Source organism: Mailhella sp. (assembly GCF_057866825.1).
Genome location: NZ_DBMAHT010000053.1, coordinates 1 through 13,276, shown reverse-complemented (window position 1 = coordinate 13,276; position 13,276 = coordinate 1). Strand labels below are relative to the sequence as shown.

The 13,276-nt window shown below is 60.9% G+C and carries 13 protein-coding genes; 8 read left to right on the top strand and 5 right to left on the bottom strand.

Annotated features, from left to right (window positions below; translation table 11 throughout):
* The 4 genes from ACZM96_RS06535 to ACZM96_RS06520 all read left to right on the top strand — a co-directional run.
* Positions 1-496: MFS transporter (locus ACZM96_RS06535; RefSeq protein WP_489488054.1), on the top strand; the 496-nt coding region annotated here is incomplete at its 5' end.
* 202 nt (positions 497-698) lie between these two features.
* Positions 699-1,664: a hypothetical protein gene (locus ACZM96_RS06530; protein WP_489488052.1), complete on the top strand. Its 966-nt coding sequence runs from the start codon at positions 699-701 to the stop codon at positions 1,662-1,664.
* A gap of 709 nt (positions 1,665-2,373) precedes the next feature.
* On the top strand, positions 2,374-2,745 hold the full coding sequence (locus ACZM96_RS06525; RefSeq protein WP_489488050.1) for a hypothetical protein: 372 nt from the start codon (positions 2,374-2,376) through the stop codon (positions 2,743-2,745).
* 22 nt (positions 2,746-2,767) lie between these two features.
* Positions 2,768-3,031, top strand: a complete 264-nt coding sequence (locus ACZM96_RS06520) for a YMGG-like glycine zipper-containing protein (RefSeq protein ID WP_294488501.1) — start codon at positions 2,768-2,770, stop codon at positions 3,029-3,031.
* A gap of 377 nt (positions 3,032-3,408) precedes the next feature.
* Here the strand turns inward: ACZM96_RS06520 and ACZM96_RS06515 are convergent, their stop codons facing one another.
* The 5 genes from ACZM96_RS06515 to cadR form a co-directional block, all read right to left on the bottom strand.
* Complete coding sequence (locus ACZM96_RS06515; RefSeq protein WP_294488412.1) at positions 3,409-4,233, bottom strand: ABC transporter permease; 825 nt, start codon at positions 4,231-4,233, stop codon at positions 3,409-3,411.
* Positions 4,230-5,276, bottom strand: coding sequence for an ABC transporter permease (locus ACZM96_RS06510; protein ID WP_489488048.1), 1,047 nt, complete (start codon positions 5,274-5,276; stop codon positions 4,230-4,232). The genes ACZM96_RS06515 and ACZM96_RS06510 overlap by 4 nt, the downstream gene beginning before the upstream one ends.
* Positions 5,277-5,436: 160 nt before the next feature.
* A complete protein-coding gene (locus tag ACZM96_RS06505; RefSeq protein ID WP_294488419.1) occupies positions 5,437-6,006 on the bottom strand; it encodes a hypothetical protein in 570 nt (189 codons plus the stop codon).
* Positions 6,007-6,021: 15 nt separating this feature from the next.
* Positions 6,022-6,636: a hypothetical protein gene (locus ACZM96_RS06500; RefSeq protein ID WP_489488046.1), complete on the bottom strand. Its 615-nt coding sequence runs from the start codon at positions 6,634-6,636 to the stop codon at positions 6,022-6,024.
* 180 nt (positions 6,637-6,816) lie between these two features.
* Entirely contained in the window at positions 6,817-7,305 is a 489-nt protein-coding gene (cadR, locus tag ACZM96_RS06495; RefSeq protein ID WP_489488044.1) for a Cd(II)/Pb(II)-responsive transcriptional regulator, read from the bottom strand.
* Between the two features lie 255 nt (positions 7,306-7,560).
* Between cadR and ACZM96_RS06490 the strand changes: the two genes are divergently transcribed.
* The 4 genes from ACZM96_RS06490 to ACZM96_RS06475 all read left to right on the top strand — a co-directional run.
* Positions 7,561-9,942, top strand: coding sequence for a heavy metal translocating P-type ATPase (locus tag ACZM96_RS06490; RefSeq protein ID WP_489488043.1), 2,382 nt, complete (start codon positions 7,561-7,563; stop codon positions 9,940-9,942).
* Between the two features lie 402 nt (positions 9,943-10,344).
* A complete protein-coding gene (locus ACZM96_RS06485) occupies positions 10,345-10,740 on the top strand; it encodes a NifB/NifX family molybdenum-iron cluster-binding protein (protein WP_489488041.1) in 396 nt (131 codons plus the stop codon).
* Between the two features lie 498 nt (positions 10,741-11,238).
* Positions 11,239-12,105, top strand: a complete 867-nt coding sequence (locus ACZM96_RS06480; protein ID WP_489488039.1) for a UTP--glucose-1-phosphate uridylyltransferase — start codon at positions 11,239-11,241, stop codon at positions 12,103-12,105.
* 358 nt (positions 12,106-12,463) lie between these two features.
* Positions 12,464-13,276: M20/M25/M40 family metallo-hydrolase (locus tag ACZM96_RS06475; protein ID WP_489488037.1), on the top strand; the 813-nt coding region annotated here is incomplete at its 3' end.

Below are 13,276 nucleotides of genomic sequence, written 5' to 3'. Positions count from 1 at the left end.
CTTCCATGCCGGCATGATCCTCATGATGCAGAGTCTGTGTCAGACGGTGTTTTCTCCCGTGGCCGGAAGAATGGCCGACAAGTATCGCCCCGGCATCATTTCCACCTCGGGCATGATGGTGTGCGGTTTGAGCATACTGAGTCTCATGCTGCTGGGAGAGGGCAGCCCCGTGTGGCAGGTCGTGGTCAGTCAGGCGGCGCTCGGCACGGGGGCCGCGTTCTTTGTGGCTCCAAACATGACGGCCACCCTGGGCAACGTGCCCAAGGAACAGCTTTCCGTGGCTTCGGGGCTGTTCGGATGCCTCCGCACCATGGGCGGATTGATGAGTCACATCATCATGGCCTGCATGATAGGCTTTTTCATGGGCGACACCGCCGTGACGCATGAAAATTCCGGTCTCTTCCTGCACGCCATGCACTACACGCTGCTGCTGTTCGGCATGCTCAATCTCCTGGGCGTGGGGCTCAGTCTGCGCGCGTTGCGGCATCACCGGTAAAAGAGCTTGCCCGTCGTTCCTCTGACGTGTAGCATGCCGGAGTATGAAGGCCCCGGCCCACGTCGGGGGAAGGGATGTCATTGCGTTGCCGGATTCGCAGGCGTTTTGCACGGTTGCTTTGCAGTGCGGCGTCTCGCCGGACAGACTTGTCCGTGCGGCGATCCTGGCGCATGACTCGGGGAACATTGAAAAAGGAGAAGGTATGGGAGTTCTGGGCAAACTTTTCGGCGGCAGGGGCAGCAGCACGGCAAGCAGGCAGCCTCCCCTGAGAAACAACACGTCCAGTGATTCCGCGCCGGACAACGAAGGGCCGTCTTCAGCCTTCATGGGCAGACACTTTGAAGGCCTCGGCGACGTGTGGTCCGCCTTTTTCCCCGGCGGAAGCCGCGAATACGTCGAAGCGCTGCAGCAGCTTTTTGAAAAGAGTTCGGCGCAGGGGCCCGTCATGCACCGCAAGGACGGCAGCAGCGTCATTCTTCTGGCTTCGCCCGTGAGCGGCGGCCTCGGCATTCATTCGCACATCGTCATGACGCAGGGCAAGGGCAAGGCGGACTTCGTGGGGGGATACCCCGCGCTGGAAGGTCTGCCCGTGCCTTCCGTCATTGACCAGGCGCACATCTGGACCAACGGCATATCCGGCGTGGTGGCCACGAGGGCCGAGGTCACCGGCGCGCCGTTTTCGTTTTTTCTGGCGGGCTTCTTTCAGCATGTTCCGCAGCTGCAGTTCGGCAGCCGGGCGAATTTTCATATGGCCGGACTGGCGCTTTCGCTGGAGCAGGCGCGGCATGTCGATATTGCTATTCAGAAGGGAACGCCCGCCTATGACGAGGCCCTGAAGGCGTTTCTCATCGCCCATCCGGAGAAGAAGGCGGCCGACTTTGCGCCCGAGAGCGTATCCACGCACGGCGTGGGCATGCTGTTTCCCACGGAGGTGGTGAGCATGTGGGCCTTTCAGGTTCCGGTGCTCGGCACGGAGTGGGGGGAATTCATGGGACGGCGCTTTCTGCGCATGCTCACACTGTTTTCCGGTACGGGGGAACGTTCGGTGCGTGGCTACCTCTACGCGGCGGAGCACGTGCTGAAAGGCTACGTGCCGCAGGTGGGCGACGATGTGACCGGCACGCTGTGGCTTCAGGGCGGCATGGAACAGTACCCCGAAGAGCGATGAAAAATTTTTCGGCAAGAATTTGAGGCGTCCCGGGGGGCTCTATCATGGCTTTTCCCATAGTTTCGCGGTAATCATGAACGTAGGAAAGTGAAGGATTTCGAAGGAGTTTGTTACAAAGGGCTCTGTGGGAAAATGGAGTGATATATCCTATTAAAACAGTATGATATGTACACTTTTGCCGATGCGTGACTCTTGGGCGCGGCTCTTGCATAACAGGGGGCTGTGCGATATCACCCTAGAAAGGATCCTGTCCAGTCTGCACAGGAAGAGGTAACATATGGATAGACGTACCTTTCTTTGTTCTCTGGTGAGTATGCTGACCGTCGGCATGACGGCGTCGTTGCTGCCTCGTGAGGCTGAGGCTGCGCCGCCTCCTCCCCGCAGGCCCGCTCCTCATCCCGGTCGCCCCGCTCCGAGACCCGGCAAACCTGGTCCTCGCCCTGCCCCTCGTCCGGGCAGACCCGGCCCGCGTCCTGCCCCGAGACCCGGACGGCCAGGACCGAGACCTGCGCCGAGACCCGGCCGTCCCGCCCCCAGACCCGGCAGACCCGGGCCCAGGCCTGCGCCGCGTCCCGGTGTGAGACCCGGACCGAGACCCGCTCCCCGTCCGGGAGCTCCGAGACCGGGTGCTCCGCGTCCCGGATTGAGGCCTGATCCCAGACGACCCATATGAGGCTCGTCAATACGTTATCAGCCGGAGGAATTGCCTATGAAAGTTCGTTTTCTCAAGTGCGCCTGCGCCGCGCTCCTGATCTGCGGCCTGACCATTCCCGCTCTTGAGGCCAAGGCCGGCCCGGCCGACCTTACCGGTAAACAGTGGACGGTTTCCACCACGTCGGAAAAGCTGGCCTTCCTCTACGGTGTGTCGAGCACCGTGGCGATCGAACAGCTTGTGGCCGACAGACAGAAAACGGAGCCTTCTCCGTTTGTTGCGGCCTGGATCAAGGCTTTCGGCAATCAGAACTGGAAGCAGATTCAGAAGGATCTTGACGACTGGTATGCCGCCCATCCCTCGGATGCGGAACGACCGGTGTTTGATGTTCTCTGGTATGAGTTCATGGCTCCGGCCTATAAAAAGTGAGAGTGTCTCTCGGAGTAGTATGATGAAGAAACTTCCCGTTGTTGTACTTCTGGTGGGCGTTATGGCCTTCGGCTCCATGGGCTGCACCAATATGAACAGGACGCAGCAGGGCGCGCTCAGCGGAGCCGCCGGCGGCGCGCTTATCGGCGGCGGCCTGAGTGCTCTTACCGGCGGCAGCGGCACGACGGGCGCGCTCATCGGCGGTGGACTCGGAGCCCTGGCCGGCGGCATTTACGGCCATCAGCAGGAACGGAATGATTATTACGATCATGGCCGTCGCTGGTAGTGTTGACATGTCATGAGACAGGATCCGTGAAGGACCGCAAGGTTCGCTTCCGATGAATGACAGGTCGGCGTTTCCGGCGTGAAGCCGCAGGAAGGGAACGGCGTGATGCAGACATGCGCTGTTTCGAGGCCGACGAAAAAGACTGAAAAAGCCCCCGAAAGGGGGCTTTTTTTGTGTCTGGTGCACGTGTTGTGCGCAGCGTTGCGACCGGCTTCAAGCTGCTTGCCGCTCTGGGGAAAGGCCGTTCGGGGCGGACTGGCGGCATTTCGGCAGCGCGCGTGTTGCCGGGCGCGCCTTGCCTTGCGCTTGCGGATTCGGGAATTCTCCGCTCGGGGGCGGGGCGCTCGCCGAGGAAGAACAAGCGCCGCGGCTGCCGGTCAGCGATCCCGGAGTCGGGGATCCAGCATGTCGCGGAGACTTTCGCCGAGCAGGTTGTAGCCGAGCACCGTGATGAGGATGGCCAGGCCGGGGTAGAGCGAAAGCCAGGGCGCTATTTCCAGAGTATTTTTTCCGTCCATGAGCATGTTGCCCCAGCTTGCGTCGGGAGGCTGCACGCCGAGCCCGAGGAAGCTCAGGGAGGATTCCACGAGAATGGCTCCCGCCACGCCGAGCGTTGCTGAAACCAGCACCGGCGCGAGGGCATTGGGCAGAATGTGGACGAAAAGAAGACGGGAGGTGGGAGCCCCGGCGAGCTTTGACGCGGCAATGAAGTCGCGCTCTCTCAGGGACAGCGTTTCCGCGCGGACGAGGCGCGCCACGCCCATCCACGACGTGAGCCCGATGACGACCATGATGTTGGTGAGACTCGGTTCCAGAAAGGCGATGACGGCAAGAATGAGAAAGAACGAAGGAAAGCAGAGCATGACGTCCACGCCGCGCATGATGAGTTCGTCCGTCCAGCCGCCGAAGTAGCCGGAAGCCAGCCCCAGCACTATGCCGATGGCCGTGGATATGCCCACGGCGACGAAGCCCACCCACAGCGATACGCGCGCGCCGTAAAGCAGGCGGGAAAATACGTCGCGTCCGAGTTCGTCGGTGCCGAGGAGGTGTTCGGCCGAGGGCGGCATGAGAATCTGATCGAGGTTCAGGGCCGCGGGATCAAAGGGAGCTATCCAGGGCGCGAGCAGCGCAAGAAGGCTCATCACGAGCACGATGGTCAGCCCCGTGAGAAACATACCGTGTCTTTTCAGGGAGATGCTCATGCCTTGTTCTCCTGACGGGCGGAGGTTCTGATGCGGGGATCGGCCAGGCCGTAGCCTGCGTCGGCGAGCATGTTGCCGAGCAGGGTAAGCACCGCGCCGAGCACGAGATTGCCCATGATGAGCGGGTAGTCGCGGGCCATGACGGCCGTGTAGAAAAGCTGACCGAGGCCGGGCAGGGCGAAGATGGTTTCGATGATGACGCTGCCGCCGATGAGTCCGGGCACGGAGAGGCCCAGCATGGTGATGACGGGCAGAAGCGCGTTGCGCAGCGCGTGCCTGCCTATGACGAGCTTTGCGGGCAGGCCCTTGGCTCTGGCCGTGGTGATGTAGTCCTGCCGGAGCACCTCAAGCATGGAGGAGCGCAGAAAGCGCGACGTGCCCGCAATGCTGCCCACGAGTCCCACGAGAATGGGCAGGGTGAGGTGCCGTGCGATGTCCAGCGCCTTTCCCAGAGGCGAGAGCTGGGCGTAGTCGAGCGAGGTGAGGCCGGAGAGCGGCAGCCAGCCGAGATCAATGCCGAAATAGAGCATGAGCAGCATGGCCAGCCAGAAGCTCGGCATGGCGAAGCCGAGAAACACCAGCACGGTGAGCGCGCGGTCGAGCAGGGAGCCCCGCCGCACCGCGGAAACGATGCCGATGGGTATGGAAATGAGCAGGGTGAGCAGCAGGGAAATGACGTTCATGCCGACGGTGAGGGGCATGCGTTCCATGATTTTTTCCATGACGGGGCGCGCGTCGCTGGAAAGGGAGATGCCGAAGTCCAGTCGGACAAGCCTGCCGAGCCAGTCCACGTACTGTTCCCAGAGCGGGCGATCCAGCCCGTAGAGGGCGTTCAGGCGTTCGCGCACCATGTCGCCCGCCAGCGGATTCAGACTGGTCTGCATGTCCGTGGGGGTGCCGGGCGCAAGGTGAATCACGAAAAAGCTCACCAGCGTGATGCCCCAGAGCACCAGCAGCATCCACAGTGTCTTGCGCGCGGCGCGCACGGCGAGCGCCCGCCAGCGGGAGGCGGCGACGCCGCCGGAAGTCGGAGCGTCTTTCATTGCGTTCTGCTCCTCAATAAGCGGAAGTTGTGAAATTCGTGCAAAAGCGAGGTGCGTTGCGGCGGCTGGTCGGGAAAATGCCTGCGGAGCGCCTTTCGTCGGACGCTTTTGCGGAAAAACGGCCGCCTTCCTGCCTGTGCGCGGAAAACGGCCGTGAATGTCAGGCTCCGGGCTGCATGGTTCCCTGACTTATGTCGTGACGCATCCATTCGGCCACGGCTTTGGTCTCGGCCTGCCAGGAGGCCGGGGTCAGGCGCAGCTTGAGGAACTGACGGAACATTTCATCCAGCATGTCCAGCGCCTGATCGATCAGATACATTTTTTCCAGAAAGACGGCGTCCGGGTCTTCGGAAGCGTCTTCCTTCGAGATGGGCGGCGTGCGCAGGGAATTGATGCTGAAATCTTCGGCCTTCAGCGTCACCTGCCAGTCCATGCCGTCCTTTTCCAGGCGCACGAGGGCGCGCACCACCTGCTTGCCGGTGAGCAGGCCGAGTCTGGCCTCGCGCAGGGGCGAGAAGGAGCCCACCACGGTGGCGGTTTCCTGATTTTCGCCTTCGCCGCCGCGCACCACGATGCGCTGTTCCATGGCCACGGTGAAGGGCTCGCCGTTGTGCTCCGGCGATTCCATGCGGAACACGTTGCCGGTTTCGCTGCGGAACCACAGCCAGGTCAGAAATTCCTGCCCCAGAACAAGATCGGTGTTTTCTCCGATGTAGCCGATGTCTGCCATGTTCGATGCCCCCGGTTAGATGAAGTGCGTGGATTCCACGGCGTCGAGCTTGTCGGCGCACTGTTCGCCGAACATGGAGAGCGCCAGCGCACAGGGAACGAGCTGTTCGAGGCGAAGATCGAAGCTGCGGGTGAAGAGTTCAAGAAACATTTCAATCATTTTCGTCTGCGTGGAGGCAAAATACACGCGGCCCGTGCGGGTATTCCAGACCACCTGGAATTCCGCGGGAATGGGCAGAAAACGTCCCATGAGGCGCAGCTTTACCTGTTCGCCGATTTCCTTTTTGCGGTCGCGGGGAATGAACTTCTTGCCCAGTTCCCTGATGCGGGCCTCCTCCTCGCGCAGCGCGATGCGCGTGTGCTTGCGCAGCACGGCGGGCGGAATGCGGCGCGTGTCGAGCCGGAGGGAAAAGGTCAGGTAGTCGGCCTTTTCCGGCGGGCTGAGCTTCCATTCGGTATCGAGCATGTCGTCGAAATTGGTCCAGCCGAAGGCCCGTTCCTCGGCGATGTCGTCGATGTCCATGAAGGCGAACTGACGGAGCTTTTCGGGAATGGCGGGCCACAGTTCGGCGGGAACGTCGTCAATGATGCGAAAGCGCGTGAAGCTGGTGCTTGCTTTGAGAAAACTCATATTTTCCTTCCTTTTGAGCGGGAAGGGAGCTTCCCGCAGGCCGGGCAATGGTACGACAAGCGGGCAGCGCGCGCAAGGGCGTATTGCGCGGACAAGGCGCTGGCCCGGGCTTTTGCGGACAGGACGGGGCGCAGGCGGCGCACTCCGAAAGGCGCGGGAGAAAAGTGCGGAACGTCGGCCTCAGCGGGCGCGCGACGGCTTTTTCCCGGGCGCGGCGGAAGCGGCGGGATAGTCGTTCAGCACGCAATGCGCTTCCTCGCAGCAGGCGCAGGGATTGCCGTGATCCAGGCTGTCGATGATGCCGCAGCCCTGCACATGATCGCCCGCGCAGGTGCGGCGCAGCGCTTCAAGATGTTTCTTGAGATGCTGGAGCGAGGCGATCTGCTTTTCCACGTCGGTAATGTGCTTGTCCACGAGTTCGTTGATCCAGGCGCAGCTTACCGTGGGATTGTCCTTGAAGGCCAGAAGATTCCGTATCTCGGCAAGATTCATGCCGTGCAGGCGGCAGCGTCGGATGAAGTGCAGCCTCTCCACGGCTTCGTCGCTGTAGAGACGATAGTTGGCGTCCGTGCGTTCCGGCGGGGGCAGCAGTCCTTCCTTCTCATAGTAGCGGATGGTCACGACCTGGCAGCCTGACCGCTTGGCAAGCTCTCCTATTTTTAAAGGCATGTCGTCCTCCTTTTCCTGTTCGTGCCGGAGCCTTCATGGTAAGGATGCCATTCGTTGCGTCAAGAGGCGAGCGTGGTCCGGACGCCTTGGTGCGATGGACGACCTCTTTCGGCAATTGCGAGAAATGATTGCAAAAAATTCTTGATGTTCAGCATGTTGCAAAAAGTTGACAGAGATTTTCAAAAAAAATGAAAAAACGTGTTGACTCTATAGCTGCTATAGACACTACCTTGATTTCAGCAAGGAGAAAACAGCATGAAGGACAACCTCATATATCCTGATTCCGAAAACGGCGCGTGCGCCTGCAGCAACTTTGCGCTGCGTCCCTTCTCCCTGGTGGAGAAGGAACACGAGCATCGTCACGAGGGGCACGACCACGACCATGCTCATGAACACGATCACGAAGGGCACGAGCATCATGGATGCTGCTGCTCGCATGAGCACAAGGATCCCGAACCCGTGGACATGTCTCTCGCGGCGGCGGCCTCGGACACCACGGCGGTGTACCTCATCAAGAACATGGACTGCCCCATGGAAGAGGCGCTCATCCGCAAGAGGCTGGCGTCCGTGGAAGGCATTACCGGCCTTGAATTCAATCTGATGCAGCGGGTGCTCACCGTGCATCACGAACTTGCTTCCACCGCGGTCATCGAGGAGGCTCTTTCGTCCATCGACATGATCCCCGAGCCGATCGGCCAGAAGAGCGAAGCTGCGCCGCGCAAATTTGAATCCACGCCCATTCCGTGGAAGAAGCTGGCGGCGGCCGGCGTGTTCGCCGCGCTTTCCGAAGGCGTGGAGTTTGCGCTCGAATGGGGCGTGATTGCGCATCCGGCCGAGGGGTTTTCCCTGGTGGGTGCGCTGCCGCTGATTTTCGCCTTGGCTGCCATCCTGCTCGGTGGTCTCGGCACCTACCGCAAGGGCTGGCTGGCCGTTTCCAACCTGAACCTCAACATCAACGCCCTCATGTCCGTGGCCGTCACGGGCGCCGTGCTCATCGGTCAGTACCCGGAAGCCGCCATGGTCATGGTGCTGTTCAACGTTTCGGAAGCCATCGAAGCCCGCGCCCTCGACAGAGCCCGCAACGCCATCAGCAAGCTCTTGGCCCTGTCTCCCGAAACGGCCACGGTGCAGCAGAACGACGGCTCGTGGGCGGATCTCGACATCAGACAGGTGCAGCCCGGTCGGCGCGTGCGCGTGAAGCCCGGCGAAAGAATAGCGCTGGACGGCATTGTCGTTGCCGGTCACTCCGCGGTGAACCAGGCTCCCATCACGGGCGAGAGCGTGCCCGTGGAAAAGACCGAGGGCGACACCGTGTTTGCAGGCACCATCAACACGTCCGGTTCGCTGGAATTTGAGGTGACGGCCGGCGCTTCGGACACCACCCTTGCCCGCATCATTCATGCGGTGGAAGACGCGCAGGGCCGTCGCGCGCCCATGCAGCGCATGGTGGACAACTTTGCCCGCTGGTATACGCCCGCCGTGTTCCTGCTCGCGCTGCTCACGGCCGTGGTTCCGCCTCTGTTCATGGGCCGTGAATGGCTGGATTCCATCTACACCGGCCTTGTGCTTCTCGTCATCGGCTGCCCCTGCGCCTTGGTGATCTCCACCCCGGTGAGCGTGGTCAGCGGCATGGCGGCCGCCACCAGAAACGGCATTCTGGTCAAGGGCGGCATGTTCCTGGAACAGGGACGTCTGCTGCGCTGTCTCGCCCTCGACAAGACCGGAACGCTGACCCACGGTCAGCCGGAACTCACGGACGTGGTGGCTCTCGGCGGCAGCGACGAAGACAGGGCATTCATGCTTGCGGCGAGCCTGGCTGGACGTTCGGATCATCCCGTGTCCCGCGCCGTGGCGGAGAAGGCGGAAGAAGAACACAAGACGCTTCTGCCTGTGGAAGACTTTGAAGCCGTGGCCGGACAGGGCGTGCGGGGCGTCATCGACGGCGTTCGCTACAGCCTCGGCAGCCTGCGCATGATGGTGCAGGAGGGCATGGCCTCCGACGAGCTGAAGAAAAGCGCCGCGGCCCTGGAAGCCAGGGGCAGAACCGTGGTGACGCTGGCCGACGAGCATAAGGCCGTGGCGGTGTTCGCCGTGGCCGACACCATCCGCGAAAGCAGCGTGGAAGCGGTGCGCGATCTCAAAAAGCTCGGCGTGCGCACGGTCATGCTCACGGGCGACAACGAAAAGGTGGCGCAGGTTGTGGCGGAACAGGCGGGCGTGGACGAATTTCGCGCGGGCCTTTTGCCTGAAGACAAGCTGAGTGCCGTGGAGGAACTGGAAAAGAGCTGGGGGCATACCGGTATGGCCGGCGACGGCATCAACGACGCTCCCGCGCTTGCCCGTGCGGACATCGGCTTTGCCATGGCCGGCGGCGGCACCGACACCGCCATGGAAACGGCCGACGTGGCCCTCATGGACGACGATTTGCGCAAGATTCCGAGATTCATCCGCATTTCCCGGGCCACGCATGCCATTCTCGTGCAGAACATTGCTCTGGCGCTGGGGGTGAAGGCGCTGTTCTTCGCCATGGCCTTTGCCGGGTGCGCCACCATGTGGATGGCGGTGTTCGCCGACGTGGGCACGGCGCTGGTGGTGGTGGCCAACGGCCTGAGGGCTGCGGGCAATCCTGCGGAGTAGAACGAAGCTGACGTTTGATGGGCAGGGGCTTTCGGAAGGTTCAGGAGACCGCCGAAAGTCCCTGTTGCCGTTTTGGGGAGGGCGGAGCGCATGAAAAAGTGCTTGCCCCCTTGACGAACATGCCGGGAAGATTTATTTGCTCATTTGAGCATAATTACGTGCGGATGGAAGCCGCGTCCGCATTGCCGGAGCTTTTCCTGCACAGAGAGCCTGGGATTCCGGGTTTGTGGAACGCGGAAAACTCAGCAGACTCAGCAGGCGTTCGGCCGGGAGTCTCGGCGGAGCCGGATCGCGCAGCGCGTGTCCGTCAACGGCCTGCTGAGGTTCGTTCCGTTCGGGGCGTCGGCAGCTGGTCCGCAACGCCGCGTTGTTACGTATTTCAAAAAAGAGAGGAGATTTGCCATGTCTGAAGCTGTTCTTGTTGCTGTTCCTTCCGATGCTCCCGCCGGACTCAACGCCAGACCCAGCGCGCATTTCGGCCACTGCGACGCCTACACCGTGGCCCGCATTCAGGACGGAAAGATTCTCGACGTTTCCATTGAATACAACGAGGGACATGAGCAGGGCGGCTGCATTGTGCCCGTGCAGGCGCTGGCGGGCAAAGGCGTCAAGGTGCTCATTGCCGGAGGCATGGGCATGGGACCGCTGAACGCCATGCATCAGATGGGCATGCAGGTGTTTTACGCCACCGGTTTTCTGACCGTGCAGGAAGTGCTGCAGGCGTACATCGACGGCAGACTGCAGGAATTCGGCTCCGGCAATCTGTGCCGGGGCGGCTGCGGCCATCATCATGCCTGATGTTGCGGCATCGAAGCCGTAAGTTGTAATTTTTTGAACATGACCCCGGAAGAGCTGTTCTTTTCCGGGGTCATGCCGTGTCTGCGGTCAGGCATGTCAGGGAAAAAGCCGAGCTTTTTTGCCGCCGAACGGAAACAGTCTTCTGTTTCCGATGGTTTTATATAAGGAATAGAAGAAGGCGAGGTGACGGGGCGGACCGTACCATCAATATGTTGCGCTTGTTACAGGCAAAAAAATTTTTGTTTCATCCTTTTTACATTTGCATGAACATATGGACGTAAGCGGAAAAAAAGTGTAGTTTGGACTCAAAAGAAGAGCATGTTGCGCGTATCTGATTGATAATGCAGCGGAAGGCGTTTCTTGCGATAAAAATGACTTTCGCGTTGAGGCCTGCCGCACGGCAGGCGTGTCGGGCATGCTTTCAAGCGGATGATTCCGCGTTGTTCCGGAAAACGGCACAAGCCGTCAATGCTTTTTCCAAGGTTCTGTGAGGTCGTCATGAAAGTAAGCAAGGTCGTTCTTCCTGTTGCAGGATGGGGTACCCGTTCTCTTCCCGCCAGCAAGAATATTCCCAAGGAAATGCTGCCCATCTATAACAAGCCCGTCATCCAGTACGTTGTGGAAGAGGCTGTGCGTGCCGGCGTTCAGGAAGTCATCTTTGTGACGAATCGTCACAAGTGCGTGGTGGAAGATCATTTTGACCGCAACATCGAGCTTGAGGAACTGCTGGCCGAGGCGGGCAAGATAGAGCAGCTCAAGGCCGTGCAGGAAGCTGCCACCATGGTGGACGTCATGGCCGTCCGCCAGAAGCAGCAGCTGGGACTCGGCCATGCGGTGGGGTGCGCCAGATCCATAGTGCAGGAAGACTATTTTGCGGTCATGGTGGGCGACGACTTCATGGTGGGCGACAACGCCGGTCTTGTGCAGCTTGTGCAGACCGCGGAAAAGTACAACATGCCTGCCATCGGCGTGATGGAAGTGCCTGCCGACAAGATCGACAAGTACGGCATGGTGGCGGGCGAGGAGCTTGAGGAAGGCGTGTACCGCATCACCGACATGGTGGAAAAGCCTGCCGTCGGCTCCATGAATTCCCGTCTGGCCATCGTGGGTCGCTATGTGCTTCCGCGCGAAATTTTCAGCTACATTGCGAAGGTCAAGCCCGGCAAGGGCGGAGAAATTCAGCTGACCGACGCACTGGCCGACTACATGAAGGACAAGGGCATGCTCGCCGTGAAGATGAAGGGCCGTCGCTTCGACGCCGGCGACTGGGTCGATTACCTGACCGCGGGCATTTATTTCGGCCTTCAGGACAAGAAGTTGCACGAACCTCTGCGTCAGGCGCTCAAGGAGCTGCTTGACAAGTAGAGCTGGTTTTTGCCGATAATAATGAAGGCGCGCATGACGATTCTGCCGTGCGCGCCTTTTTTGCGTCCGTTGGCCAAAGACGGCGTGCGCGCCGAAAGTGGAAAGCGCATGCGCGACCTCTGGAAAAAACTCGGGGCGGACGCAGACTGCCGAGCGAACTCGGCGAAGGCATGAGTCTTCCGGGCGGGAGGCTCTGGCGGCAGAAACGGGCTCATCCTGCCGGAAACGGGCGCGTTTGGGGGAGTGCTGGTGGCGGAGCGTTTTTCGCGGGGCGTTTTTTGCCGGGAATTTCCCCGTCTGCGGCCTTGTATTTTTAATTTGCCGGGAATAGGTTCGGCCCTGAACCAAAGGAGGCGTCATGCTTGAATTTACACGGGAAGGAATGCTGAACCTGACCAAGGAGCTGGTCCGTATACGGAGCGTATCCCACACGCCGGGAGAAAATGAGGCGGCCGACGCCATTTTTTCTCTGCTGGCCAAAGAGGACTATTTCAGAGACCATCCGGAATTTCTTCGTTTTCTTCCCGTGGAAGAGGGCGGACTACAAAGACGCGCCGTGCTTGCCTTTGTGGAAGCCGGAGAGCCTGTTTCGCGCACGGTGCTTCTGAACGGGCACTTCGACGTGGTGGATACGGACGTGTGCGGCGATCTGGCCGATCTGGCCTTTGATGCCGACGCCTACACGGCGGCGATTGGGCGACGCGACATTCCCGAGGAAGCCCGGGAAGACCTGGCTTCCGGCAACTGGCTTTTCGGCCGCGGCGTCATGGACATGAAGGCGGGGCTTGCCGTTCACATGGCGTACCTTGCGCACATGGCCCGTCATCGCGCCGAGCTGGGCGTGAACCTGCTTTTTCTGGCCGTGCCCGACGAAGAGGGAAGTTCGGTCGGCATGCGCGGATCGCTTTCCGGCCTGTGCGCGTTCATTCGGGAGCGTCGGCTGGATCTTGTGGCCGCGCTTTCCGGGGAGCCTGCGTTCTGGACGTCGAAAACCACGGGGGAGAGTCGTCCGCATCGCGTGCTGTTCACGGGCACCACGGGGAAGATCATGCCGCTGTTTTTCTGCGTGGGCAGAGAGGCGCATGTGGGCTATGCCTTCGACGGCGTGAACGCCGCGGCCATTGCCGCGCGCGTCGTGTGCCTGATGGACGCCTGCCCGGACCTCATCGAC